The organism is Brenneria alni, from assembly GCF_003666245.1.
Classification (GTDB): Bacteria; Pseudomonadota; Gammaproteobacteria; order Enterobacterales; family Enterobacteriaceae; genus Brenneria; species Brenneria alni.
In genome coordinates, this window is the sequence record NZ_MJLZ01000001.1 from 44,928 (window position 1) to 70,053 (window position 25,126).

The following is a 25,126-nucleotide window of genomic DNA, read 5'->3' on the forward strand; positions in this document are numbered from 1 at the left end:
CTCCGGCCATTTGAGGTTGCTGACAAAGTAGCCTGTAAGCCTGAGATACACGGGCCTACCGTACCGAGGGGCGCTCCGGCGGCTTACACCGCTACGACCCCTCAGCACGCTCTCCCTAATAATGAGCTTTGTCAATGGTCTGAAATGGCCGGTATCTCCGGCCATTTTTTTGTCTGTTCACGACAAAACACGCTGGCTGGTTACGATTACACCAACGCGCCATAAATCGTCAGTAACGCCACCACCACCACCAGCGTCAACGTCACTTTTTTCGCCAGTATCACCGCAGCTTTGGGCGTTTCGACGGGGTCGATATGCGGTTCACGCGTCAACGCAAATTGCGCTAACTGGGTCAAAACCCAATATTGTGAATTACGATAGTCCCCCAACGAAGCAAACCATGCCGGTAATGCCTTCTCTCCATGTCCCAGCAACGCGTAAGCCACACCCGCCAAACGCGCCGGGATCCAATCAAGCCAATGCAACAGCGTATCAACCCCCGACTGCGCACGCGCCAGCGGCGTATGGTGGCGTGCCAGCCACGTCTGGCGAGCACGCAAAAAAGCATAGCCAGCCATTGCAGCAGGGCCGTAAGGGCCGGCGACAGTAAACCAAAACAGTGGGGCTAAATAAAACCGGAAGTTAATCCATAACAACGCGTTCTGTAGTTCCTTCAGACGCTCTTTTTCACCAGTACCGACAGGTAAACCGTGAATCAAAGCTAACTCTGCCGCCATTTCCAGGCTGGCGTCTACTTCACCAAGCTGCGCTGACTGTAGATATCGACGATAGTGCTGACGGACATTCCCCGCGCCAATACACATCAGGCTAATGGCAATCCACAGCAGCAGTAGAATCAGGCCAAAAAAAATCCCTCCAGCCAGCCATAACAAAGCGGCTACTGCCGCTATGCAACACAGTGTCAGAAACAAGGTTTGGAACAAAGAAGGGGGAGGCAGACGACGGAATATCACTTCAAGGCGGTGATCCAACTGCCAATGTTCGCCACGTTTGAACAGACGCTCCCACGCCAATACCAGCAACAATGTAAACAGCGTCATCGGTTTATACTCCCTTCGTTTTTTATCCAGCCTTCCTGCATCAGGCGGTGATATAAATCCCAATCAAAAGCCGGGCCGGGATCGGTTTTACGTTCCGGCGCAATATCACTGTGTCCGGTAATGCGCGACGGCGTAATGGGGTAAGTGTTCATCAGTAACCGGGTTATCTTAACCAACTGACAATATTGTTCAGTAGTAAAAGGTAGCGTATCCGTTCCTTCCAGCTCGATGCCAATTGAAAAATCGTTACACCGCTCACGGCCTTCAAATTCAGACACGCCTGAATGCCAGGCTCGCTGATTAAAAGGCACATATTGAATAACTTCCCCATCCCGACGAATAAGACAGTGGGCAGAAACACGTAAATGACAGATACCGGCAAAATAAGGATGAACGCAGGGATCCAGCGTTGCAGTAAACAATTGATCGATATAAGGGCCGCCAAATTCTCCCGGCGGCAGACTGATATTGTGGATCACCAGTAGAGAAGGCGCTTCGTCGTCTGGACGACTATCGCAATGTGGGGAAGGAATGTGTTTTATCCCGGATAACCAGCCATTTTCCAAAAGCATCGGCGATAACCTCGCATCATGTCGTTTGCCGGGCTGAATAAGGTGCCGTATTTAACAGAAATACCTCTGTCCACAGGGTATCATGTTTATCAACATCATATCTAACCAATTGGATACAAAAAGATTTTATTGCTTCCCCGTGCGTTATAACAACGTCATAAATCGTCTTTACGCATAGCCGACACCGTACGTGCGAGCGCGTTATTCCTGCCCCCAATCGTCAGAAAAAAGTGATCAATATCACAATGTTTATGCAACGCAATGAATACATGAATTAACTTGCGTGCACTATCTCAATTTTTATTTAAAATAACGATTTGAAATAATCAGAGACTTTTTGTAGCTATTACAAAAACTTATTCCACAATACCCGATATCACAACGCGCTTTGCTAACTACACGGTAATTCATATGAAAAATTCTCTCGCCGCAGGCGCTTTGATCGCCTTGTCCTACAGTGTGCCCGCTCTCGCTGACAGTAGTAAAACAGAATATCTTTCCGACTGGTGGCACCAGAGTGTCAACATTGTGGGTAGTTATCACACTCGCTTCGGGCCACAGTTGAATAATGATGTGTATCTGGAATATGAGGCGTTTGCCCGCAAAGACTGGTTCGATTTTTATGGCTATGTTGATGTGCCAAAATTTTTCGGCACAGGAAATTCAAACAATAGTGGCGTCTGGGACGACGGTTCGCCACTGTTTATGGAAATTGAACCGCGTTTTTCCATCGATAAGCTGACAGGCGCCGACCTGCGCGTCGGTCCGTTCAAAGAGTGGTATGTCGCCAACAACATCATTTACGATCACGGGCGCAGCAGCGATTCCCGGCAAAGTACCTGGTACATGGGGTTAGGTGCCGATATCGATACCGGTACAGATTTATCGCTTTCCGCCAATATCTATGCCAAATACCAGTGGAAGAACTATGGTGCGGGCAATGAAAACGAATGGGACGGCTACCGCTTTAAAGTTAAGTATTTTTATCCGTTAGGAACGATGTGGGGCGGTAACGTCACTTATATCGGTTTCACTAACTTTGACTTCGGTTCCGATCTGCGCAATCAGGACGGGCGCACCCGTACCGGTAACGCCATCGCCTCCAGCCACGTTCTGGCACTAGGTTATGACCGCTGGCATTATTCCGTCGTCGCCCGTTACTTTCACAATGGAGGACAATGGGCGGACGGCGCCGAGCTTAACTTCGGTCAAGGCCCGTTTGAAGTGAAATCAACCGGCTGGGGCTATTATCTGGTCGTGGGTTACAACTTTTAAGTTTTTTTCGCCACATCAGGTCTGATATGGCAAAGACGCGGGGATGGAATGTTCACCAGAAAACCATCCCCGTTGCCGCGTCAACGGTGATTGTCCTGAGCCGATATGATTAACCAATAGACTCCATCTTTTCCGACACACCTCAAATACATACTAATTAATTGAATTATAACAATTATTCATTCTGGATGTCGTCAACCAAACAAGGTAGCATATAGCCCGAATCCCCCTTTCGGAGCTTTTTGTGATGACAACGCGTCGCTACAGTCAGGAACAACGCCAGACTGACCTGCTCAATCGTATTACTCAGGATATTCCCGCCAGCGTCCGGCTGGCATTAAGTGAAGATTTGGGCGGTGTTGTGGATGCCACTCATGACATTACCGCACACTTGTTATCGGATGATACTCAGGCCCAGGCCCGGATTATCACCCGTGAAGCGGGGATCTTTTGCGGCAAACGCTGGCTTGAGGAAGTTTTTTCTCAGCTTGGTGACGCAACATCCATTATCTGGCAGGTTGCCGATGGAGATTTCATCACGCCAAACCAAACCTTGTGCGATATAACCGGCCCGGCAAAACAGCTTCTCACCGGGGAGCGAACTGCACTGAATTTCCTGCAAACGCTTTCCGGCGTGGCAACCGAAGTCGGCCATTATGCCTCTTTGCTGAAAGGCACCCGCACCCGGCTGCTTGATACACGCAAGACCATACCAGGGCTGCGAACCGCACTGAAATATGCAGTGATGTGCGGGGGCGGCGACAACCATCGGCTTGGCCTGTCCGATGCGTTTCTGATTAAAGAAAATCATATCATCGCGGCTGGTTCCATCAGGCAGGCAGTGGAAAAAGCGTTGTTACTGCGCAGCGATGTGCCGGTAGAAGTAGAGGTGGAATCACTCGATGAGTTGCAACAGGCGCTGGATGCCGGGGCCGATATCATCATGCTGGATAATTTCAGTCTGGAGAAAATCCGTGAGGCAGTGAACATCACCCAGGGCCAAGCCCTATTGGAAATATCAGGCAATGTGACGATAGAGACACTACGCGGCTACGCGCAAACCGGTGTGGACTATATTTCCGTCGGTGCATTGACCAAACATATCCGTGCACTGGATTTATCGATGCGTTTTATCTGAATCGCCTTGACGGCCTGGGAAATACCGGGCCTATCCCCCTCTCCCTTCCGTTTTCTGCGTTGGCGGAAATTGCAAAGCGGCCCGCAAAAATCATTCAATAAACTGCAACCTGTAAAACCTTTTCCGAACCCTATTCCTGTTTTAACCGCTCCCTCTCGTCAGATGTCGCAACGTTTTCTATCCTGCCGACATGAATGACAACAGGAATATTAACAATGGAAAAACAACAGGGATTTACGCTGGTTGAACTGATGATCGTCATCGCGATTGTCGCCATTCTTAGCGCCATTGGCGTACCCGCTTATCAGGGGTATCTGCAAAAAGCGGCCCTGACTGATATGCTGCAAACAATGGCGTCATATAAAACCGCCATCGATCTTTGTGGATTAGAGAACGCGGCGTTTTCCACCTGCAACACGGGAAACCAGGGCATCCCCGCCAGTAAAACCTCGCGCTATGTCAGTGCGGTGAGCGTTAATCAGGGCATCATTACCTTAAACGGACAATCTACATTACAAGGGTTGCGCGTGGTGCTGACCCCCGTATGGGATTCAGAAGCCAGCACATCACGCTGGACAAAAAACTGCGCCACCGTAAGTAAAGCAGACAGTCTGCAATCCGCCTGTCGGGATGTTTTCCGTTTTGATGACACGGCGGGCTAATGATGACTGACGCAGAACATCTTGCCAATGAACTACAAATACTATGTCACCGCCATCATGCTTTACTGTTGAATATGGATGAGCAGGCCTTATCAGTTGCCATCAACGGTGCGCCTTCAGCGGAACTGATTGCTGCGCTGCGATTCGCCGGCAACCGCCGGATTTTGATAGAGCACTGGCCTCAGGCGAGGATGGAGCAGCAGCTTAATCCGGTAAAAACCATTGCGGAACCCATAGAGGCTTACCATGATGAAACAAATAGTCACATTAGTGACGGTGACGAAGACAGCCCTGCGGTTCATTTTATCAATCAAACATTGCGTCTAGCCATTCAACGCCGCGCATCCGATATTCATTTTGAACCCTTGCTGACCTATTACCGCATTCGTTTGCGCATTGACGGCGTATTACAGGAAACAGCCGCCCCGCCAACTGAGTTGATCTCACGTATTACCGCCCGGCTGAAAATCATGGGCAAACTGAATATTGCCGAGCGGCGGCTACCGCAAGACGGGCAATTCAGCATTGTGCTTGACCAGCAGAGCTATTCGTTGCGCATTGCAACATTGCCGGTACAACATGGTGAAAAAGTGGTGCTGCGTATTCTCCAAACCCGACAGCAGGAATTGGCACTGGATAAACTGGGACTTTCGCCCGCCGATCTGGATCGATTCATCCAGGTGCTCAGTGCTCCGCAAGGTATGATTTTAGTGACAGGTCCCACCGGGAGCGGCAAAACCGTTACGCTGTACAGCGCCATCCGCTGGCTGAACAATATCAGCCGAAACATCTGTAGCGTAGAAGACCCCATTGAAATTCCCTTGCCGGGTATCAATCAGACGGCAATCAATCCTAAAGCCGATCTGGATTTTAGCCGCATATTACGAGCGCTGCTACGCCAGGACCCGGATGTCATCATGGTTGGCGAAATCCGCGATACAGAAACCGCTGAAATCGCCGTCAAAGCCGCACAAACCGGGCATCTGGTGATGTCCACGCTGCATACCAATTCTGCGGTAGAAACCCTGACCCGGCTGAGTCATCTCGGCATACCGGGCTACCTGATCGCCGCCGCGCTGAAACTGGTGATTGCTCAACGTCTGGTTCGACGTTTGTGTCCCCACTGTAAAACTCAGGCCGAACCACTCTCTCATCTTCCAACCACGCTATGGCGCGGCCCGCTGAATAACTGGCAAGCCAACGGCTGTAGTCACTGTCTGTCCGGCTATTACGACCGTATTGCTATCTATGAATTGCTGATCATTACACCTGAGCTACAGCAAGCGCTGGCAAATAATGCCGACAGCAATCAGCTATCCCAACTCTCGCGTCCGTCGGCTTCCCCTACATTGTTCACTGCCGGATTATCACTGGTTAATGAAGGCGTGACGTCAATAACAGAGATTTATCGGGTTGTTGGCGAAGACATCCTGCCTCAAGAGAATGCGTCATGAAACTGGAGCGCTTATATCACTGGCAGGCCGTCACACCGGAAGGAACATTAGCCCACGGAGAAATCATCAGCTCCCATCGACAACAAGCCTATACACGCTTAATTACTCAGGGATATCAGCCTTTATTGCTGAAGACAGGCCAGTATCTGTCACAACGTTATTGGAAAGGGGAACAACTCAGCGAGCTTATCAAACAATTAGCGACGCTTTTACAGGCAGGACTTCCTTTACTGGAGGCCCTCCAACTGGTGGCTGAACAGCATGAACGTCCAGGCTGGCGTTGTGTCCTAAGGGAAATCAGTGACAAGATTGCACAAGGGAAGTCACTTTCCGAAACACTGACGGATTATCCGCATATCTTTCCCGTCATCTATCGTTCTCTGATCGCTGTGGGCGAGCTGACAGGAAAAATCGATGAATGCTGCCTCCAACTGGCCCTGCAACAGGAAAGGCAATCTCAGCTACACCAGAAGGTTATCAAGGCACTGCGTTATCCCTGCTTTGTATTAATCATTGCCACGCTGGTCAGCGTATTGATGCTGACATTGGTGTTACCGGAATTTTCCAGTCTGTATGCGTCTTTCGACACGCCGCTGCCCTGGTTTACCCAACAGTTACTTAATATGGCGGACTGGATAGCCAATTATGGTTTAGCGGGTCTGATCGCCACATTGGCCGCGTTACTGAGTTATTTCAACTTACGACAGCGCAAATCGGTCTGGCGGGAAAAGGAACAGACATGGCTACTAAAGTTGCCCGTCATCTCGAATCTGATTCGCGGTAACTGCCTGAGCCAGATATTTAATGTACTGGCCATGACGCAACACGCAGGGCTGACATTGCCCGCAGGATTAGACGCCGCCGCCACCATCCACCACCCCGTTTATCAGGCCGCCCTCCAGCAGATACAAATACAGATCCATCAAGGCATAACCCTGCATCACGCGACACGGCAATTTGTCACGCTGTTTCCCGCACCTTGTCAGCAGCTCATTCAAGTGGGGGAGGAAACCGGGGCATTAGATACCTTGTTTAGGCAATTAGCACAGTGGCATGAGAGAAAAACACAACAGCAGGCAGAAACACTGACTCAAACACTGGAACCCGTGCTTATGCTGATTGTCGGGGGGATGGTCGGTACACTAGTGATTGGCATGTATTTGCCTATTTTTCAACTGGGTAATGTATTGGCCGGTGCCTGAACCAGCCAATACCATCATCATCAGTCCACATAACCACCTGGCGGAGGGTTATCCGTCAACCATTGAAAACGCGGTTTTCCTGCTCGGCAACGCGAATAAATGTGGTGCGCTTAGTCAGTTCTTTCAAACGTGAAGCGCCAACATAAGTACAGGCAGAGCGTAATCCGCCAAGAATATCACGCACAGTGCTATCAACCGGGCCCCGCAACGGCAATTTGACCGTTTTCCCTTCGGCTGCACGGTACTCCGCAACACCACCGACATGGCGTTCCATTGCTGAAGCTGAACTCATCCCATAGAACAGCATCATTTTTTCGCCGTTCTCTTCAACAATGGTGCCTTCACATTCATCGTGCCCGGCCAGCATTCCCCCCAACATGACAAAATCAGCGCCACCGCCAAACGCTTTTGCCACATCGCCCGGCGCCGAACAGCCGCCATCACTGACGATCTGCCCCCCCAGACCATGTGCGGCGTCGGCACACTCAATCACCGCGGAAAGCTGTGGATAGCCAACACCCGTCTTAACACGGGTGGTACAGACAGAACCGGGGCCAATACCGACTTTAACGATATCCGCGCCAGACAGAAGCAGCTCTTCGACCATTTCACCCGTCACAACGTTACCCGCGCAAATCACGTTGTCCGGGCAGGCCTCACGCGCTTTTTGCAGAAACGTGACAAAATGCTCGGAGTAACCATTGGCGACATCAATACAAATAAACTTCAGCTCCGGCGACAACGCCAGAATTTTTTTCAATTTGATGAAGTCCGCTTCCGACGTACCGGTTGACACCATAACGTGGCGTAACACAGACACGGATGAACGTTGAACAAACTGCGTCCATTGCTCCAGCGAATAATGTTTGTGGACCGCCGTCAATACATCAAATGATGCCAGCGTCTCTGCCATACGGAACGTACCTACGGTATCCATATTAGCGGCGATAATCGGTACGCCAGACCAGTCACACCCGGCGTGGAGAAAAGTGAATTGACGCTCAAGCTCAACATCAGAACGGCTTTTAAGGGTAGAACGCTTAGGTCGGATGAGTACGTCTTTAAAGCCTAACTTTACGTCTTCTTCAATACGCATGAGGTTTGAATTCCTGGTTAGTGGCGACGATTCGCAAAAGTTGTGATCGGCGTGATTAATACCATTCCCAGTGACGTTATCATACGCGGGAATAATCCTACGACAAGACTGCGAATTTACCTTTATTTGGGATAAAATCGACTAAATTTACTTATACCAAAATCGATGAAATTGCCGCAACAACGCGACAGCTTCAGGCAAACAGGTATATTAACGTTCAGAATAGGCGTAATGACATATATCGTAGCCTTAACCGGTGGCATCGGCAGTGGGAAAAGCACGGTAGCCGATGAGTTTTACAAACTCGGGGTAACTATCATTGATGCGGATATCATTGCGCGTCAGGTGGTTGAACCGGGGAAACATGCGCTGGAAGCTATCAGATTGCGGTTTGGCGACCCTTTCCTCAACGCCGATGGTTCCTTGAATCGTGCGGCGTTGCGTCAGAAAATCTTTTCCTCGCCGGAGGATAAACAATGGGTGAATAATCTGTTACATCCATTGATTCATACAGAAACACAGTCTCAATTTCAGGAATTGACCGATCCCTATGTCTTGTGGGTTGTGCCATTACTGATAGAGAATGGTTTGCAACAACTAGCCCAACGTGTTCTGGTTGTCGATGTGAGCCGGGATACTCAGCTTGAACGCACCCTTGCCCGAGATGGGATCAGTCGTCAACAAGCAGAAAATATACTGGCAGCTCAGGCTACCCGCGAACAGCGATTAGCCTATGCCGATGATATTATTGATAATAACCGTAGCCAAAGAGACCTTGCTCAACGGGTTGCGCAATTACATCGCCGTTACCTTGAGCTGGCTGCCTCAGCCGCTGACAGGATTACTAAGAATGAGTGACGCTTCCTCAGCCATTTTGTTTGAATATCCTTTAAACGAGAAAACACGTACCTGGTTGCGTATTGAGTCATTGTTACAGCAGTTGCATCGCAACTATTCCCTGATCGACATGGGAAGCGCACTGACATTTTTTCGTTCCATTGCCGACCTGATGGATGTGTTAGAACGCGGGGATGTTCGGACTGAACTATTAAAAGAGATGGAACGCCAGCAGCAAAAATTACTGCAATGGAGTGACGTTCCCGGTGTTGATATGGAGCGAATCCATGCCCTGCGTCGCCAGTTAAAAGAACTATCAACTGCGCTGATGGCCGCACCGCGGATGGGACAAATATTGCGGGAAGATCGTTTGATCGGCATGGTTCGTCAGCGGATCAGTATACCGGGAGGATGTTGCAGTTTCGATTTACCTACACTGCATATCTGGCTTCATCAGCCACAGGAACAGCGCGAGCAGTTGGTTTCCAGCTGGCTGAACTCATTGGCGCCGCTAAAAAAATCGCTGGATATGGTACTGGAACTGATTCGCCATTCTGCCACCTTCCGTTCGCAGATTAGTCTGAACGGCTTCTATCAGGATAATGCCTCCGAGGCCGATCTATTACGCTTGCGCATCGATTTGGCTTATCAGCTCTACCCGCAAATTTCTGGTCATAAAACACGCTATGCTATCCGCTTTTTATCTCTGGATAGTGATAATGGGCAAATCCCCCCCCGTTTAGCGTTTGAGTTGGCCTGTTGTTAAAATGAAATATGTTAAGAGAATCTCATGAATAATGACGTCACCACAGTAAAATGCCCGACCTGCAAGAAAATGGTTATTTGGAATAAGAAAAGCGTTTATCGCCCTTTTTGCAGCAAGCGCTGCCAGCTCATCGACCTCGGTGAATGGGCTGACGAGGAAAAACGTATCCCCAGCAATGACATCGTTTCAGACAGCGAAGAGTGGAGTGAACCGCAACAGTAAAGGACATTGCCGCGGTTTAATGGTAAAGGCAGGCGTTTTCAAGAAAACGGTTAATTAGATTTCAACCAGCGGATCATTTCCGCATTCGCTGGAGGAAATTCATCTTCCAGCAACTCGTCTGCACGCAGCCAGCGGGAAGCCTGTCCTTCACGACCGTAAGGATCGCCTTTCCAGCACTCCACCAGAAAAAAATGCAGTGTGATCATTCGTTCCGACGTAGAGAAAGTTTTTGTATTTAAAGGCTGCGGGTTTTCCGCCTTAATCCCCGTCTCTTCACGCAACTCACGAATTAACGCCTGCTCAGGGGTTTCTCCCGTTTCGACTTTACCGCCGGGAAACTCCCACATCCCCGCCATATGAACACCTTCCGGTCTACGAGCAATAAAAAAGCGTTGTTCAGCATTGCGAATAATACCTACCGCAACGGATAACTGTTTTTGCACCATGATATTTCCTATCAAGTAAAAGGCGGTCTGTGACCGCCTTTCTATTATTACTCACTTCATATTAATCAATTCACAATCGGTTACTTCTGTAAACGACCGTGGCATTGCTTATATTTTTTCCCGGAACCGCAGGGACAGGAATCGTTGCGACCGATCTTGCGTTCCGCCTGAACAGGCACACCGGTATCCAGACTGGCTTCCTCCTGGTGACTCAACTGCTGCTGGCGTGCCAGACGCTCTGCTTCTTCACGACGCTGCTGCTCTAGCACTTCAATCTCTTCCGGCATACGAACCTGTACTTTACTCAACGTACTGATCACTTCATATTTCAATGATTCCAGCATGGCGGCAAACATGGCGAAAGACTCACGCTTATATTCCTGCTTGGGATCTTTCTGCGCATAGCCACGCAGATGAATACCCTGACGCAGGTAGTCCATTGCCGCCAGATGCTCTTTCCACAGGGAGTCCAGCGTTTGTAACATAACGCCTTTCTCAAAGTTGCGCATGACCTCGCTGCCCACAACTTCTTCTTTACGTTGATAAACTTCAACCGCCTGCTGGAAAATGCGTTCACGCAGCGTCTCTTCATGCAGTTCTGGCTCTTTATCCAGCCATTCTTTAATCGGCATATCCAGATCAAAATCATTTTTCAGACGTTGCTCAAGACCTTCGGTATCCCACATTTCTTCCAGCGATTGCGGCGGTATATAGCTATCAATGGTCACTTTGAAAACATCTTCACGGATACTGTTGATGGTTTCACTGATATCAGAAACGTCCAGCAATTCGTTACGCTGAGAGTAAATTGCCCGGCGCTGATCGTTGGCGACATCATCATACTCAAGCAATTGCTTACGAATATCGAAGTTACGGCTTTCTACTTTACGTTGCGCATTGGCAATCGCTTTAGTTACCCAGGGATGTTCAATCGCCTCACCGGGTTTCATACCCAGTTTACGCATCATGTTGGAGACACGATCGGAAGCAAAAATACGCATCAGCGCATCTTCCATCGACAGATAGAAACGTGACGAACCCGGATCCCCCTGACGACCGGAACGGCCACGTAGCTGGTTATCGATACGACGGGATTCATGGCGTTCAGTGCCAATAATATGCAAACCGCCAGCCGCCAGCACCGCATCATGGCGTTTCTGCCATTCCGCCTTGATTTCGGCTATCTGCGCTTCATCGGGGTTTTCCAACCGTGCGATTTCAGCCTGCCAGCTTCCGCCCAGTACGATATCCGTACCACGACCGGCCATGTTGGTGGCGATGGTTACCGAACCGCTTTGTCCCGCCTGCGCGATGATATCCGCCTCCATCGCATGGAACTTGGCGTTCAGCACACTGTGCTTAATGCCCGCTTTATCCAACGCCTGAGAAACAACCTCTGATTTCTCAATGGAAATCGTACCAACCAGTACAGGCTGGCCTTTTACAGAACGCTCTTTGATATCCTCAATGATGGCATCAATCTTTTCACTTTCGGTCATATAGACCAGATCGGGCAGATCTTTACGGATCATCGGACGATTGGTAGGAACAACAATGGTATCCAGCTTATAAATCGAACTGAATTCAAAGGCTTCCGTATCCGCCGTGCCGGTCATACCGGCCAGTTTTTCATATAAACGGAAGTAATTCTGGAAAGTGATTGAGGCTAATGTCTGGTTCTCATTCTGAATAGCGACATTCTCTTTTGCTTCCACCGCCTGATGTAAACCATCCGACCAGCGACGCCCTTGCATGGTACGCCCGGTGTGTTCATCCACGATAATCACTTCACCGTCTTTCACAATATAATCTACATCACGGGTGAACAGCACATGAGCACGCAATGCAGCCGTAACGTGATGCATCAGCATAATATTGGCAGGAGAGTACAGTGACTCCCCCTCTTCCATAATGCCTTCTCTCACCAGCAGTTCTTCGACTAACACCAGACCGCGCTCGGTCAGGTTAACCTGACGCGCTTTCTCATCAACAGAGAAGTGACCCTCACCGTGGAACGTATCCGAATCCTCTTTCTCCTGACGAATCAGGTGAGGAATTATTTTGTTAACACGGATATAAAGTTCAGAGCTGTCTTCAGCTGGCCCGGAAATAATCAGCGGGGTACGGGCTTCATCGATCAGGATGGAGTCAACCTCATCCACCAATGCATAATACAGTTTACGCTGTACGCGCTCTTCCGGGCTGAAGGCCATGTTGTCACGCAGATAGTCGAATCCGTATTCATTGTTAGTACCGTAAGTAATATCAGCAGCATAGGCTTCACGTTTAGCGGGCGCTGGCATTCCCGGCAGGTTGATGCCAACGCTCAATCCCAGAAACTCAAACAGTGGACGGTTATTTTCCGCATCACGCTGCGCCAGGTAATCATTCACCGTCACGACATGAACGCCGCGGCCAGTCAGTGCATTGAGATAAGCAGGTAGCGTCGCCGTCAGCGTTTTACCTTCACCAGTACGCATTTCAGCAATACACCGCTCATTCAACACCATCCCGCCGATTAACTGGACGTCAAAGTGGCGCATACCGAACACACGTTTACTGGATTCACGCACCACGGCAAAGGCTTCTGGCAGCAGGCTCTCCAGTGATGCGCCTTTTTCCAGACGCTCACGGAATTCAAGCGTTTTGGCTTTCAACTCATCATCTGAAAGTTTTTCCATATCGGCTTCCAGACGATTAATCACCTCAACATTCTTACGCATGCGGCGCAGAGTACGATCGTTACGACTACCAAAAATTTTGGTTAATATATTCAAGGCCATAATAATTTTTATCTCACAAATGCCACTCATCCAGCGGCGGTACAACATCAAAAGACTGGGGGAGAATCCTACAGCTGTTAATTAGCAATAAACCTTTTTCAGCTTTGGAAGCATGGACCGGCACGAATGCCGCAAACCTGGGCCAGCCAGATCCCCGCCTGATGATGTGTTGGAGGAAAAGAAGAGATTCGCCCTGTCTGGCGAATGATGGTTGGTAGTTTCTCTTCACGCGTTAATAACGCGTTTAACGTATCCAATAACACCAGAGAATGCGAAGATAAGTCATCGACCAATGGCGCGTTAATCTGTTGTGGTGCAGTAAGTGCAAAAGAGAGGTGACGTATTACCGTACGGATGACATGCTGATGCCAGTAGTCCACGCCAAAAGAAGGTCGACGATGCGCTTCCTTCAACGCCACTAAATCGGTAAGGCTGAGTGAGGTACTGTCCTGGCGGCTGACGCTGGAAGCAGAATTAGGTAACGGGGCCGGTTCCTGTGACTCATTCAGACTGCTAGGCAAGCCAAGACTCGCCGCGACCATCCCTAATAAGAGATGCGGCCAGAAATAACGTCTGCCAAATTGTCGCCAACGATTTAGAATACCGATCACTATTTTAATTTCCGTCGGAGCCTGATTTATGCGTGATAGCCGCCCACAATCACTGGAATCCCTATTTGATAACGCATCGGGTGCGGGTACTGGTCCACTGCGTGATGTGCAGCAGCGCGCTATCGCTTTACTAAAACTCAACCGAGCTGTACGTGGATTACTTCCCGCACCATTGCATCCCTGGTGCCGGGTTGCTAACTATCGGCAAGGGTTGCTGGTACTGGAAACCGCCAATGCTAACTGGTTGATGCGGTTACGTTATGAACAACCAGCATTGCTCTCTGCATTACGCGCCCAAATATTACCATCATTGGCTTCAATCGACATCAGGATTAATCCGGCGCTCGCCGCAAAGGGACATGAAATGGTGAAAAACAGCCACATCAACACACCCGATAAGGCAGATATCAAGCCATTACGTCAGTTGAGTGAGCAAAGTGCGGAAACATTAAGAAGTTTGGCCGATCACAGCCCGGAGAAATTACGCAAGATATTAGAACGACTGGCTTCATTGGCCGGAGAGAGTACCAGTAAAACCAGTCGTAATAAGAAATGACTACGTTAAGCCATTACAGTCGACGGAGCTTTAAATGCCAATGGCATTTCAGCGTCGTCTTCAAAGGTGACGTATTCCCACGCTTCCTGTTTAGCCAACACAGCCTGCAACAGTTTATTATTCAAGGCATGTCCTGACTTAAATGCAGTAAAGGCACCGATGATATTGTGACCACACATAAACAAGTCGCCGATGGCGTCGAGCATTTTATGGCGAACAAACTCATCTTCAAAACGCAACCCATCTTCGTTTAGCACACGATAATCATCTACTACTATCGCACAATCGAAACTGCCGCCCAGGCACAACCCACGAGACTGCAAATATTCGATATCACGCATAAAACCAAAAGTACGCGCGCGGCTTATCTGACGCACGAAAGCATCAGCAGAAAAGTCCAGACGATAACGCTGGGAGCCTGCATCAATAGCCGGATGATTGAAATCGATGGTGAAATCCAGACTAAAACCGTTAAACGGCGTCAGTTCAGCCCATTTATCGCCATCTTCAACCCGCACAGGTTGCTTGATACGCACGAATTTCTTGGCACTGTTCAGTTCTTCAATACCCGCATCTAAAAGCAGGTAAACAAAAGGACTGGCGCTACCGTCCATAATTGGAATTTCCGGTGCATCAACTTCAATGACAATATTGTCAATTCCCAACCCTGCCAGCGCAGCGTTAAGATGTTCCACCGTAGAAATGCGCACGTCATGCTCATTAACCAGGCAAGTACAGAGCATGGTATCACGCACGGATTTTGCATCTGCCGGAAAATCAACCGGTGGATTCAAGTCAGTGCGACGATAGATGACCCCGGTATTTGCCGGTGCAGGACGCATGGTCAGAGTGACTTTCTTGCCGGTATGCAAACCGACCCCTGTCGCCTGAACAATACGTTTTAATGTACGTTGTTTGATCATCATTTTATCTCGCATGTTACTGAACCTACCGATCTAGCATATACCAGATTCGGCGGGACAGTTTAGCACAAAGAGCGGAGATTCCAACGTCATATAGCGGTATCAGTCCGCCTGCTTACGCAGAAACGCCGGGATATCCAGATAATCTGGCTCTTTATTGGTTTGCGGATTTTGGTCATTGACCACTTTAGCCGCCGGTTTTTCCTGAGACAGTGGCGTCATACCATGCTGCTGATAACGGTGATCCATAACAGGCTGACTGGCTTGCTTATTTGTCACCAGGGTAATTTCCGGACGCTTGTCCATACCGATACCCGTCGCTACCACCGTGACGCGCAGTTCGTCATTCATTTCCGGATCAAGCGACGTACCGATAACCACCGTCGCATTGTCAGAAGCAAATGCCCGAATGGTGTTACCCACCGTTTCGAATTCATCCAAACGCAGATCGAAACCCGCCGTAATGTTAACCAGCACACCACGTGCGCCAGACAGGTCGATATCTTCCAGCAACGGGCTGGAGATCGCCATTTCTGCCGCTTCTTCCGCACGATCCTCACCACGCGCAACACCTGAACCCATCATGGCATAACCCATTTCAGACATCACGGTGCGAACATCTGCAAAGTCAACGTTCATCAAACCAGGACGGGTAATCAGTTCAGCGATCCCCTGAACCGCGCCTTTTAAAACATCGTTCGCTGCACCGAATGCATCCAGCAAAGAGATCCCACGCCCCAGAACTTTCAATAACTTATCGTTTGGGATGGTGATCAGCGAATCGACATGCTTAGACAGTTCGGCGATCCCCTGTTCAGCGAAGGCCATACGCTTTTTGCCTTCGAAGTTGAAAGGCTTGGTTACAACGGCAACCGTCAGAATACCCAGGTCTTTCGCTACTTCAGCAACCACAGGTGCTGCGCCCGTACCCGTGCCCCCGCCCATACCCGCGGCGATAAACACCATATCAGCACCTTCAAGCGCCGTGCGCAGTGCTTCACGATCCTCTTCTGCTGAATTACGACCAACTTCCGGATTGGCGCCAGCTCCAAGACCTTTGGTGATGCCGCTACCGATCTGAATCGTTTGGCCCACTGCTGTCTTACGCAATGCCTGAGCATCCGTATTCACAGCAAAGAATTCAACGCCTTCGATGCGCTCACGCACCATGTGTTCGACAGCGTTACCGCCGCCGCCGCCGACGCCGATGACTTTAATCACCGCGTCGTTGGTTAATTCCATTGGTTCAAACATAGTTTCTCTCCGTTTGTGCCTGTAACTGCGAGATCATAAACTGTGCTAAGTGATCTCTTTGATAAAATTAAAATTCTTTCCTCAGCCAGCTATTGATTCTTTTGAACCAGTTGCTCACTGAGGCACGTTTTTCGACCTCATGCTCACCACCGAGGTGAGACTCCTTGCCGTAATGCAGTAACCCGACCGCCGTGGAGTAGTAAGGTTCCTGCGCATAATCCGTCAGACCTGTAATATTTAGTGGCTGCCCGATGCGCACCTGAGTGTGGAACACACGCTGTGCACAAGCCGCCAGGCCGTCTATTTGCGCAGCACCCCCTGTAAGCACAATACCTGCTGCCAGATGGTGTTTAACGCCTTGTTGACGTAACTGCTCCTGCAACTGTAAAAGTTCGTCGTTAACCAAATTCAATAATTCGGTGTAACGCGGTTCAATCACTTCCGCCAGCGTCTGCCGTTGCAAGCTGCGCGGTGGACGTCCCCCTACGCTTGGGACCTCAACATTTTCATCTTTACTGACGATCGCGCCTAACGCGCAGCCGTGGCGAACTTTTATCGCTTCAGCATCGGTCGGCGGCGTGCCAAACGCGTAGGCGATATCACTGGTTACCACATTACCCGCATAAGGGATCACCTTGGTATGCCGCAAGGCGCCACCGGTATAAACCGCGATGTCCATCGTTCCGCCACCGATATCCACGACACAAACACCCAGTTCGCGCTCATCTTCCGTCAATACCGCATAGCTGGATGCCAAACCGGCGAAAATCAGCTGATCCACCTTCAAACCGCAACGTTCCACGGCTTTGACAATATTCTTCGCCATATCGTTATGGCAGGTGATCAGGTGAACCTTCGCTTGCATACGCACGCCGGATAACCCGACCGGATTCTTAATTCCTTCCTGGTAATCAATGGCATACTCCTGTGGGATCACATGGAGAATGCGGTGTTCATCGCGTACACGTACAGACTTGGCGGTATGTACAACGCTTTCAACATCTTCCGGGGTAACCTCTTCTTCCGAAATAGGCACCATCCCGATTTCATTCTGGCAACTGATGTGCTTTCCCGATAGCGCCAGATACACCGACGATATCTGGCAATCTGCCATCAGTTCAGCCTGATCAATCGCACGCTGAACACATTTGACGACCGATTCGAGATCGTTAACGCCGCCTTTATCCATACCGCGTGACGGGCAACTGCCCACACCGATAATATTGACCATGCCATCGGGCAGAATCTCCCCTACCAGCGCAGCCACTTTTGCTGTACCGATTTCCAGCCCAACTACCAGTTTTCTGTCCGTCGACTTGATCATTGTTGTTTAGCCTGTGCCTGATTCTGGTTACTTTTCTGTTGCTGATCAATGTCTTGCTGCCGATCAACACTTTGCTGATCAAACAAGGCCGGCCCCCAACCTACCGCTGCGCCAGTGTCATAACGCAAGTCTACATAGCTAATACGTTTACTCTCGCTCTGAGCCTGCCGTTGCAACAGCGGATAAAGCTCGATAAAGCGAGCCAGACGCCGGGCCCGTTCATCCCGTCCCAGTTCGAGACGGATATCATCATCTAATCCCAGTTGCCATGAATGACGCGCACTCATCGCCACCATTTTTAGGCTGAACTTTCCTGCCGCCAATACCTGATTCATGGTCCGGTAACCCTCCAGCACATCTGTTTCACTACCTTCCGGGCCGTACAATAACGGCATTTTACGGTTACCCACGCGCTCGACCGGCACACTGAAAGCATTCCCTTCCGCATCGACCATTAGCAGGTCATTCCAACGTGCTACCGGAACATATTCAACCAGATGAATCTTTAATTCATCCGGCCACTGCTTACGAACACTGGCCTGTTTGATCCACGGCAGACGTTCAATCTGCTGTTGGATCACATTCACATCCTGTGTCATAAAGGTTCCCGGTGAACCCAGCGCAAGAATCGCCTGGCGAATATCCTCGTTGGTGGTGTATTGCCTTTCGCCCGTCACTACCATTCTGGACAGAGGCAGACGGCTGGCATCCTTCATCCAACCGACGACCATCCAACCACCCCAGACGATCGTCCCGACTACCATCAGCAGGAAAATCACCCCTGCCAACTGGTTTCCATTACTGCGGCGTGCGCCTTTCGATTCAGGCTCTCGTCCGCGTGTATTCAGCGCTGCCTGCGACATATCAGTCAGCCAACTCCAAAATCCGGGCAACCAGTTGTGAAAAAGTCATGCCGCGCTGACGAGCCGCCATCGGCACCAGACTGTGGCTGGTCATCCCCGGAGAGGTGTTGACCTCCAGCAGATAAAAGGCCCCTTCGCCGTCCATCATCAGATCCACCCGGCCCCAGCCGCTGCAATCCAACGCACGGTAAGCCGCCATTGATAACGCGGCCAGTTCCTGCTCTTTTTCAGCCGACAGACCGCTTGGGCAAAAATACTGCGTTTCATCCGACAGATATTTCGCTTCGTAATCGTAAAATGTGCCAGCAGCCTGAATACGGATGGACGGCAAGACGTCATCACCAACAATACCGACAGTGTATTCCGGGCCACTCAACCACTTTTCGACCAGCACATCGTTGTCATGGCGGAAGGCTTCTGCCAGCGCGGCAGGCAATTCACTGGCCTGATTTACTTTACTCATACCCACGCTGGAGCCTTCACGACTTGGCTTCACAATCAGCGGCATACCTAAATGCGAGAATTTCTCCAGCAACTCGCTTTGGCTGGTCGCGGTAAACTGTTGGCGATTCAAAGCAACATAAGGTGACACCGGTAGTCCCAATGCCTGCCATACCAGCTTGGTGCGTAATTTATCCATCGTCAGCGAGGACGCCATCACCCCACTGCCGGTATAAGGAAGTTGTAAAAACTCCAGAACGCCCTGAAGCGAACCATCCTCGCCACCTCGGCCATGCAGGGCGATAAAGACTTTAGTGAACCCCTCATCCTTTAAATGCGTTACCGGAAATTCGCGCGTATCGACAGCATGGGCATTGATCCCCGCTTCCCTCAGACCTTCCAGTACCGCCTGGCCTGAAAGTAACGACACTTCACGTTCGGCAGAGGTTCCACCAAGCAATACAGCAATTTTCTCAGTCATGATGTTCCCCCGTCATTCGCTCATCAGTGGTTGCAGTCTGGAGTCAGCCAGTTTGCGCGCCAGTTTGCCAATATTACCGGCACCCTGAACCAAAATCAGATCCCCGCCACGTAGCGCCTGTGACAGCAGTTCAGGCAAAGTATCCACATCGGTGACCAAAATAGGATCAATCTTACCCCGCCCACGGATCGTGCGGCACAAAGAGCGGCTATCCGCACCAGGGATTGGCGACTCTCCCGCCGGATAGACATCCAGCATCAGTAAAACATCTACCTGCGACAGCACATGAGCAAAGTCATCATACAAGTCACGGGTACGCGTATAGCGGTGCGGCTGGAAAATCATCACCAGCCGTGTATCGGGCCAGCCAGCCCGCGCTGCTTTGATTGTCGCGTCGACCTCAGTCGGGTGGTGACCGTAGTCATCCACCAGCATGGCGCTGCCGCGTTGCCCGTTAACCAGTTCCAACGGGTACTCACCCAGGAAATCAAAGCGTCTGCCAGTCCCCTGAAAATGCTCCAGCGCCCGCAGAATCGACTCATCGTCAATACCGTCATCCATTGCCACCGCGACAGCGGCGGCGGCATTCAGCGCATTGTGACGGCCAGGCGCGTTCAGCATCACATTCAGCAACGGCTTATCCTGACGCGCCAGCGTAAAGTGCCCTTGCGCGCCCGCCTGCCGATAGCTTTCGATACGCACATCGGCGTCGTCGCTAAAACCATAGGTGGTAATATGACGCCCGACCCGAGGCAGCAGTTCGCGAACCACCACATCATCCACACACATCACAGCCTGACCGTAAAACGGCAGATTGTGTAAAAAGTTGATGAAGGTCTGTTTCAGGTTCTCAAAATCCCCCTGATACGTGTCCATATGGTCGGCTTCGATGTTCGTCACGATCGCCACCATCGGCTGTAAATGCAGAAACGATGCGTCGCTTTCGTCCGCTTCAGCAATCAGATAACGACTTGAACCCAAACGTGCGTGCGTTCCCGCCGCCTTCACCAGACCACCATTCACAAATGTTGGGTCCAACCCCGCTTCGGCATAAATGCTGGCAACCATCGCCGTTGTCGTGGTTTTACCGTGCGTTCCCGCCACCGCAATGCCATGACGGAAACGCATTAGCTCTGCCAGCATTTCTGCCCGACGGATCACCGGGATACGCGCATCGTGAGCCGCTACAATCTCCGGGTTATCGGCAGAAATGGCGCTGGATACCACCACCACACTGGCGTTCAGCACATTTTCCGCACGGTGGTGGAAATAAATCTGTGCGCCGAGTTCGCTCAACTGCTGGGTGACGGCATTCGGCGCCAGATCGGATCCGCTTATCTCATACCCTTCATTGGCCAACACTTCGGCGATACCGCCCATGCCGGCACCGCCGATGCCGACAAAATGGATGTGCCGGACGCGATGCATCTCGGGCACGATTGAACGCAGTTTCGCCAGTTGTTGAGTATTCACTTTTTTCTATCGCTACCTTGTTTAATTCCCAGACGACGGCGCCGCCCGGCAATGCTGTATTCATTAACCATGTTCAGCTAACCATGAACTGCACGAGCGGCCCGGCTGCCCGCTGCAGCACTCACTTCCGCCGAGACCCGGTCTGTCGCATCGGGGATCGCCGCCGCACGGGCTTTTTGCGCCATCGTCATCAACGTGGCGCGATCCCAACTCGCCAATGCTTCACTTACAGACGCAACATTGAACTGCGGCTGCTCGATAATCTTTGCCGCCCCCACTCTCTCCAGCGTCAGGGCATTCCAATACTGCTGCCTGTCCTTATGCTGAAAAGGGACAAACAGCGCTGGCAACCCGGCCACGGCAATTTCACTGACGGTCAAAGCGCCTGCGCGACAGACCACCACATCAGCCCAGGCATAAGCCGCTGCCATATCATCAATAAACTCGGTGATTTTATGCTGCGTCTGCCCGGCCTGCTGGTAAGCCTGCTGAACGCCCGACAACGCACCTTTACCAACCTGGTGCCAAATCGTAATGCTATCGCCTAACCGTTCGGCAACACCCGGCAACGTCTGGTTAAGAACCCTCGCCCCCTGACTGCCGCCCACCACCAGCACCCGAACCGGGCCGGTACGGCCAGCCATACGAACCTCCGGCGCTGGCAAAGCCAGCACATCCGCTCTGACCGGGTTGCCAACCACTTCAGCTTTCACAAACGCCCCCGGAAAAGCCTGTAAAACTTTTTTGGCGATATGCGATAACCAACGGTTGGTCAGCCCTGCAATCCCATTTTGCTCATGCAGTACAACCGGTACGCCACACAGCCATGCAGCTAAACCACCGGGGCCGGAAACATAACCGCCCATCCCCAGCACCACATCCGGCTTATAACGACGCATAATCGCCCGTGCCTGCCTGACGGCCTGGAAAATACGCAACGGTGCGACCAACTGGGCACGCAGCCCCTTACCTCGCAGCCCGGAGATACGGATGAAATCAATTTCAATACCATGCTGCGGCACTAAATCCGCTTCCATACGATCGGCAGTGCCTAACCACCGCACCTGCCAGCCCTGCGCCATCAGATGATGCGCAACAGCGAGACCGGGAAACACATGCCCCCCCGTTCCACCTGCCATCACCATCAAACGCTTGCTTTCGCCACTCATCGGGCACTCCTCGTAAACGCCTGCGCTTTTGTCAGACGCGTTTCAAAATCAATGCGTAACAGTAAAACGATGGCCGTTGACATAATGATCAAACTTGAACCACCGTAACTGATTAGGGGTAATGTCAGCCCCTTGGTTGGCAACATACCCGCGGCCGCCCCGACGTTTACCAGCGTTTGAAAACTGAACCAGACGCCAATAGAGCAGGCCAGAAAACCAGAGAAACGCTGGTTAATCTCCAACGCCCGACGCCCGATGGACATCGCACGAAAAGCGACGAAGAATATCATTAACAGCGCTAAAACCACACCGATATAGCCGAGTTCTTCACCTAAAATGGAGAAAATGAAATCGGTGTGCGCTTCCGGCAAATACTCCAGCTTCTGCACCGAATTTCCCAGGCCTTGTCCCCACAGCTCACCACGTCCAAACGCCATCAGGGATTGGGTTAGCTGATAACCGCTGCCGAATGGATCTTCCCACGGGTTCCAGAAAGAAGTAACGCGCCGCATACGATAGGGTTCAGCGACAATCAGCAGGCAGACGGCAAAAATACCGCAGCCGATAATCGCCAGAAACTGCCACAGTTTGGCGCCTGCTAAAAACAGCATCGCCAGCGTGGTAATAAACAGCACCACCACCGTTCCCAGATCCGGCTGGGCCAGCAGCAGCACGGCCAACACCACCATAACGCCCATTGGCTTACAAAAGCCCCAGAAGTTGTTACGAACTTCTTCCACTTTGCGCACCATATAGCTGGAGAGATAACAGAACAGCGCCAGCTTGCATAACTCCGCGGGCTGAATGCGCAATGGCCCCAGTGAAATCCAGCGGGATGCGCCGTTAACCGAACTGCCAACAGCCAGCACCACTAACAGCAAGACCATAGAGGCCAACAACAGCACCGGGCTGTAACGCTGCCATATCTCCATCGGAATGCGCAACGTCACCATCGCCAGCGCAAACGCCAGCCCCAGATACAGCGCATCACGCTTGGCAAACAGGAAAGGATCGCTTGCCAGGCGTTGTCCAATCGGCATTGAGGCGGACGTCACCATGACAAAACCAATTACAGCCAGCCCAAACGTCAGCCACACCAAAGTACGGTCATACAGAACAACGCTCAACGTATCGCTTTCCCGCGTCCCCATGACCCAGCTTTTTATACGTTCGATAAACGCCAGCCCGAAAAACCGCATCAGCCCAGTTCCTCCGCCAGACGGGCGAACTCATCGCCCCGTTGTTCAAAACTGCGGAACTGATCGAGACTGGCACAGGCCGGCGACAGTAATACCATGTCTCCAGGTGCAACACGCCGTGCTATCACGTGCATGGATTGCTCCATCGTTTCTGTCTGCTCTGCAATGTCTGGACGCAGCGACGCCAGTTGCTGGCCATCACGGCCAAAACAGTAAAGCCGGATGTTGTCGCCCTGAAAATAACGCAGCAAAGGCGAAAAGTCGGCCGACTTGCCGTCGCCCCCTAATAACAGGTGCAAGGTGCCTTCCACCTTTAGCCCGCTTAATGCCGCTTCGGTACTGCCGACGTTGGTGGCCTTAGAATCATTAATCCACCGCACACCGTTGCGCTCCCATACAAGTTGGAAACGATGCGCCAGGCCGGTAAAGGCGGTCAGGGCCGTTAAGGCTGATGAACGAGGAATACCAACGGCATCCGATAATGCCAGGGCGGCCAGCGCATTGGTGTAGTTGTGCTGTCCCACCAGTTTAATTTCACGGGTGTTCAGTACCCGCTCACCTTTAACCCGTAGCCAGGTTTCCCCTTGCTGGCGGTTCAGGTGGTAATCACCGACGTCAACACCGAAACTCACACAGCGCTCATCGGCGCCGCGCACCGGCATAGTCAGTGCATCATCAGCATTAACAACACACACGTTGGCGCGTTCGTAAATACGTAACTTAGCGGCACGATACTGCTGTAAGCCAAACGGATAGCGATTGGTATGGTCTTCGGTCACATTCAGGATGGTCGCCGCCGCAGCCTGTAAACTGCGGGTTGTCTCCAGTTGAAAGCTTGACAGTTCAAGCACATAAAGCTGGCATTCATGCTGGAGCAACTGCAATGCAGGCAGGCCGATATTGCCCCCCACACCTACCTGCCATCCGGCGGCCCGCGCCATATCGCCGACCAACGTGGTCACCGTGCTTTTACCATTAGAACCAGTAATCGCCACAATGGGCGCCTGCGCTTCACGGCAAAACAGCTCAATGTCGCCGACTATCTCAATGCCCGCCTCTGCTGCATCACACAGTATCGGCGTAGCCAGGGCGATACCTGGGCTGGCCACAATTAAATCTGCGCTCATCAGCCAGCTTTCGTTGAGATCGCCGAAATGGCGTTCCACGTTTTCCGGTAACTTATCCACCCCTGGCGGACTGATACGGGTATCCACCACGCGTGGCACCACGCCACGTGCGAGAAAGAAATCAACACAGGAGAGCCCGGTCAGCCCTAGCCCGATAATGACAACTTTTTTACCCTGATAGTCCGCCATGT

At 51.2% G+C, this 25,126-nt stretch carries 24 protein-coding genes; 9 read left to right on the forward strand and 15 right to left on the reverse strand.

Translation table 11 applies throughout. The annotated features are described in order from the left end of the window. Window positions 1-206: 206 nt before the first annotated feature. On the reverse strand, window positions 207-1,061 hold the full coding sequence (gene ampE, locus BIY29_RS00175; protein ID WP_121572694.1) for a beta-lactamase regulator AmpE: 855 nt from the start codon (window positions 1,059-1,061) through the stop codon (window positions 207-209). After that, a complete protein-coding gene (gene ampD / locus BIY29_RS00180; protein WP_121572695.1) occupies window positions 1,058-1,633 on the reverse strand; it encodes a 1,6-anhydro-N-acetylmuramyl-L-alanine amidase AmpD in 576 nt (191 codons plus the stop codon). Before ampD ends, ampE begins: the two co-directional genes overlap by 4 nt. A gap of 411 nt (window positions 1,634-2,044) precedes the next feature. On the opposite strand from ampD, the gene BIY29_RS00185 reads away from it, so the two are divergent. The 5 genes from BIY29_RS00185 to hofC all read left to right on the forward strand — a co-directional run bounded on the left by BIY29_RS00185 (window position 2,045) and on the right by hofC (window position 7,364). Next, window positions 2,045-2,908 (forward strand): nucleoside-specific channel-forming protein Tsx, encoded by an 864-nt coding sequence (locus BIY29_RS00185; protein ID WP_121572696.1) that lies wholly within the window; start codon window positions 2,045-2,047, stop codon window positions 2,906-2,908. Window positions 2,909-3,155: 247 nt separating this feature from the next. Next, window positions 3,156-4,046, forward strand: coding sequence for a carboxylating nicotinate-nucleotide diphosphorylase (gene nadC / locus BIY29_RS00190; RefSeq protein WP_121572697.1), 891 nt, complete (start codon window positions 3,156-3,158; stop codon window positions 4,044-4,046). A gap of 215 nt (window positions 4,047-4,261) precedes the next feature. Next, on the forward strand, window positions 4,262-4,708 hold the full coding sequence (ppdD, locus tag BIY29_RS00195) for a prepilin peptidase-dependent pilin (protein ID WP_121572698.1): 447 nt from the start codon (window positions 4,262-4,264) through the stop codon (window positions 4,706-4,708). A gap of 2 nt (window positions 4,709-4,710) precedes the next feature. Further along, entirely contained in the window at window positions 4,711-6,162 is a 1,452-nt protein-coding gene (gene gspE, locus BIY29_RS00200) for a type II secretion system protein GspE (protein ID WP_121572962.1), read from the forward strand. Next, window positions 6,159-7,364: a protein transport protein HofC gene (hofC, locus tag BIY29_RS00205; RefSeq protein WP_121572699.1), complete on the forward strand. Its 1,206-nt coding sequence runs from the start codon at window positions 6,159-6,161 to the stop codon at window positions 7,362-7,364. Before gspE ends, hofC begins: the two co-directional genes overlap by 4 nt. A gap of 55 nt (window positions 7,365-7,419) precedes the next feature. Here the strand turns inward: hofC and BIY29_RS00210 are convergent, their stop codons facing one another. Further along, complete coding sequence (locus tag BIY29_RS00210; protein ID WP_121572700.1) at window positions 7,420-8,460, reverse strand: GMP reductase; 1,041 nt, start codon at window positions 8,458-8,460, stop codon at window positions 7,420-7,422. 231 nt (window positions 8,461-8,691) lie between these two features. Between BIY29_RS00210 and coaE the strand changes: the two genes are divergently transcribed. The 3 genes from coaE to yacG are packed head-to-tail and all read left to right on the forward strand — an operon-like array spanning window position 8,692 to window position 10,285. After that, on the forward strand, window positions 8,692-9,318 hold the full coding sequence (gene coaE, locus BIY29_RS00215) for a dephospho-CoA kinase (RefSeq protein WP_121572701.1): 627 nt from the start codon (window positions 8,692-8,694) through the stop codon (window positions 9,316-9,318). Continuing rightward, entirely contained in the window at window positions 9,311-10,063 is a 753-nt protein-coding gene (zapD, locus tag BIY29_RS00220) for a cell division protein ZapD (protein ID WP_121572702.1), read from the forward strand. The genes coaE and zapD overlap by 8 nt, the downstream gene beginning before the upstream one ends. A gap of 24 nt (window positions 10,064-10,087) precedes the next feature. Then, window positions 10,088-10,285, forward strand: coding sequence for a DNA gyrase inhibitor YacG (yacG, locus tag BIY29_RS00225; protein ID WP_121572703.1), 198 nt, complete (start codon window positions 10,088-10,090; stop codon window positions 10,283-10,285). A gap of 50 nt (window positions 10,286-10,335) precedes the next feature. Here the strand turns inward: yacG and mutT are convergent, their stop codons facing one another. The 3 genes from mutT to secM form a co-directional block, all read right to left on the reverse strand. Beyond that, window positions 10,336-10,731, reverse strand: coding sequence for an 8-oxo-dGTP diphosphatase MutT (gene mutT / locus BIY29_RS00230; RefSeq protein WP_121572704.1), 396 nt, complete (start codon window positions 10,729-10,731; stop codon window positions 10,336-10,338). Between the two features lie 80 nt (window positions 10,732-10,811). Beyond that, complete coding sequence (secA, locus tag BIY29_RS00235; protein WP_121572964.1) at window positions 10,812-13,514, reverse strand: preprotein translocase subunit SecA; 2,703 nt, start codon at window positions 13,512-13,514, stop codon at window positions 10,812-10,814. A 98-nt stretch (window positions 13,515-13,612) separates the two neighbouring features. Further along, on the reverse strand, window positions 13,613-14,125 hold the full coding sequence (gene secM / locus BIY29_RS00240; RefSeq protein ID WP_121572705.1) for a secA translation cis-regulator SecM: 513 nt from the start codon (window positions 14,123-14,125) through the stop codon (window positions 13,613-13,615). Between the two features lie 28 nt (window positions 14,126-14,153). On the opposite strand from secM, the gene BIY29_RS00245 reads away from it, so the two are divergent. After that, window positions 14,154-14,681 carry a DUF721 domain-containing protein gene (locus BIY29_RS00245; RefSeq protein ID WP_121572706.1) on the forward strand — a complete coding sequence of 176 codons (528 nt, stop codon included), beginning with the start codon at window positions 14,154-14,156 and terminating at the stop codon, window positions 14,679-14,681. 5 nt (window positions 14,682-14,686) lie between these two features. On the opposite strand, the gene lpxC is transcribed toward BIY29_RS00245, so the two are convergent. The 9 genes from lpxC to murD form a co-directional block, all read right to left on the reverse strand. Continuing rightward, complete coding sequence (lpxC, locus tag BIY29_RS00250) at window positions 14,687-15,604, reverse strand: UDP-3-O-acyl-N-acetylglucosamine deacetylase (RefSeq protein ID WP_121572966.1); 918 nt, start codon at window positions 15,602-15,604, stop codon at window positions 14,687-14,689. Window positions 15,605-15,706: 102 nt separating this feature from the next. Further along, entirely contained in the window at window positions 15,707-16,858 is a 1,152-nt protein-coding gene (ftsZ, locus tag BIY29_RS00255; protein WP_121572707.1) for a cell division protein FtsZ, read from the reverse strand. 67 nt (window positions 16,859-16,925) lie between these two features. Further along, window positions 16,926-18,182 carry a cell division protein FtsA gene (gene ftsA, locus BIY29_RS00260; protein ID WP_121572708.1) on the reverse strand — a complete coding sequence of 419 codons (1,257 nt, stop codon included), beginning with the start codon at window positions 18,180-18,182 and terminating at the stop codon, window positions 16,926-16,928. Then, window positions 18,179-19,045 (reverse strand): cell division protein FtsQ, encoded by an 867-nt coding sequence (ftsQ, locus tag BIY29_RS00265; protein WP_121572709.1) that lies wholly within the window; start codon window positions 19,043-19,045, stop codon window positions 18,179-18,181. Before ftsQ ends, ftsA begins: the two co-directional genes overlap by 4 nt. A 1-nt stretch (window position 19,046) precedes the next feature. Further along, window positions 19,047-19,967 (reverse strand): D-alanine--D-alanine ligase, encoded by a 921-nt coding sequence (locus BIY29_RS00270; RefSeq protein WP_121572710.1) that lies wholly within the window; start codon window positions 19,965-19,967, stop codon window positions 19,047-19,049. Between the two features lie 12 nt (window positions 19,968-19,979). After that, window positions 19,980-21,440, reverse strand: a complete 1,461-nt coding sequence (gene murC / locus BIY29_RS00275) for a UDP-N-acetylmuramate--L-alanine ligase (RefSeq protein WP_121572711.1) — start codon at window positions 21,438-21,440, stop codon at window positions 19,980-19,982. A 77-nt stretch (window positions 21,441-21,517) separates the two neighbouring features. Then, window positions 21,518-22,609: an undecaprenyldiphospho-muramoylpentapeptide beta-N-acetylglucosaminyltransferase gene (gene murG / locus BIY29_RS00280; RefSeq protein ID WP_121572712.1), complete on the reverse strand. Its 1,092-nt coding sequence runs from the start codon at window positions 22,607-22,609 to the stop codon at window positions 21,518-21,520. Further along, window positions 22,606-23,808 carry a cell division protein FtsW gene (gene ftsW, locus BIY29_RS00285; protein WP_121572713.1) on the reverse strand — a complete coding sequence of 401 codons (1,203 nt, stop codon included), beginning with the start codon at window positions 23,806-23,808 and terminating at the stop codon, window positions 22,606-22,608. Before ftsW ends, murG begins: the two co-directional genes overlap by 4 nt. Next, entirely contained in the window at window positions 23,808-25,124 is a 1,317-nt protein-coding gene (murD, locus tag BIY29_RS00290) for a UDP-N-acetylmuramoyl-L-alanine--D-glutamate ligase (protein ID WP_121572714.1), read from the reverse strand. The genes ftsW and murD overlap by 1 nt, the downstream gene beginning before the upstream one ends. Between the last annotated feature and the right edge of the window lie 2 nt (window positions 25,125-25,126).

Coding starts and splice junctions, on each gene's coding strand:
- BIY29_RS00245 (WP_121572706.1), top strand. CDS start 14,154: ATGCGTGATAGCCGCCCACAATCACTGGAATCCCTATTTGATAACGCA.
- BIY29_RS00270 (WP_121572710.1), bottom strand. CDS start 19,967: ATGACTGAGAAAATTGCTGTATTGCTTGGTGGAACCTCTGCCGAACGT.
- BIY29_RS00185 (WP_121572696.1), top strand. CDS start 2,045: ATGAAAAATTCTCTCGCCGCAGGCGCTTTGATCGCCTTGTCCTACAGT.
- zapD (WP_121572702.1), top strand. CDS start 9,311: ATGAGTGACGCTTCCTCAGCCATTTTGTTTGAATATCCTTTAAACGAG.
- murG (WP_121572712.1), bottom strand. CDS start 22,609: ATGAGTGGCGAAAGCAAGCGTTTGATGGTGATGGCAGGTGGAACGGGG.
- yacG (WP_121572703.1), top strand. CDS start 10,088: ATGAATAATGACGTCACCACAGTAAAATGCCCGACCTGCAAGAAAATG.
- ftsA (WP_121572708.1), bottom strand. CDS start 18,182: ATGATCAAGTCGACGGACAGAAAACTGGTAGTTGGGCTGGAAATCGGT.
- ftsZ (WP_121572707.1), bottom strand. CDS start 16,858: ATGTTTGAACCAATGGAATTAACCAACGACGCGGTGATTAAAGTCATC.
- ftsQ (WP_121572709.1), bottom strand. CDS start 19,045: ATGTCGCAGGCAGCGCTGAATACACGCGGACGAGAGCCTGAATCGAAA.
- murD (WP_121572714.1), bottom strand. CDS start 25,124: ATGGCGGACTATCAGGGTAAAAAAGTTGTCATTATCGGGCTAGGGCTG.
- nadC (WP_121572697.1), top strand. CDS start 3,156: ATGACAACGCGTCGCTACAGTCAGGAACAACGCCAGACTGACCTGCTC.
- ppdD (WP_121572698.1), top strand. CDS start 4,262: ATGGAAAAACAACAGGGATTTACGCTGGTTGAACTGATGATCGTCATC.
- hofC (WP_121572699.1), top strand. CDS start 6,159: ATGAAACTGGAGCGCTTATATCACTGGCAGGCCGTCACACCGGAAGGA.
- ampD (WP_121572695.1), bottom strand. CDS start 1,633: ATGCTTTTGGAAAATGGCTGGTTATCCGGGATAAAACACATTCCTTCC.
- gspE (WP_121572962.1), top strand. CDS start 4,711: ATGACTGACGCAGAACATCTTGCCAATGAACTACAAATACTATGTCAC.
- ampE (WP_121572694.1), bottom strand. CDS start 1,061: ATGACGCTGTTTACATTGTTGCTGGTATTGGCGTGGGAGCGTCTGTTC.
- mutT (WP_121572704.1), bottom strand. CDS start 10,731: ATGGTGCAAAAACAGTTATCCGTTGCGGTAGGTATTATTCGCAATGCT.
- BIY29_RS00210 (WP_121572700.1), bottom strand. CDS start 8,460: ATGCGTATTGAAGAAGACGTAAAGTTAGGCTTTAAAGACGTACTCATC.
- lpxC (WP_121572966.1), bottom strand. CDS start 15,604: ATGATCAAACAACGTACATTAAAACGTATTGTTCAGGCGACAGGGGTC.
- secA (WP_121572964.1), bottom strand. CDS start 13,514: ATGGCCTTGAATATATTAACCAAAATTTTTGGTAGTCGTAACGATCGT.
- ftsW (WP_121572713.1), bottom strand. CDS start 23,808: ATGCGGTTTTTCGGGCTGGCGTTTATCGAACGTATAAAAAGCTGGGTC.
- coaE (WP_121572701.1), top strand. CDS start 8,692: ATGACATATATCGTAGCCTTAACCGGTGGCATCGGCAGTGGGAAAAGC.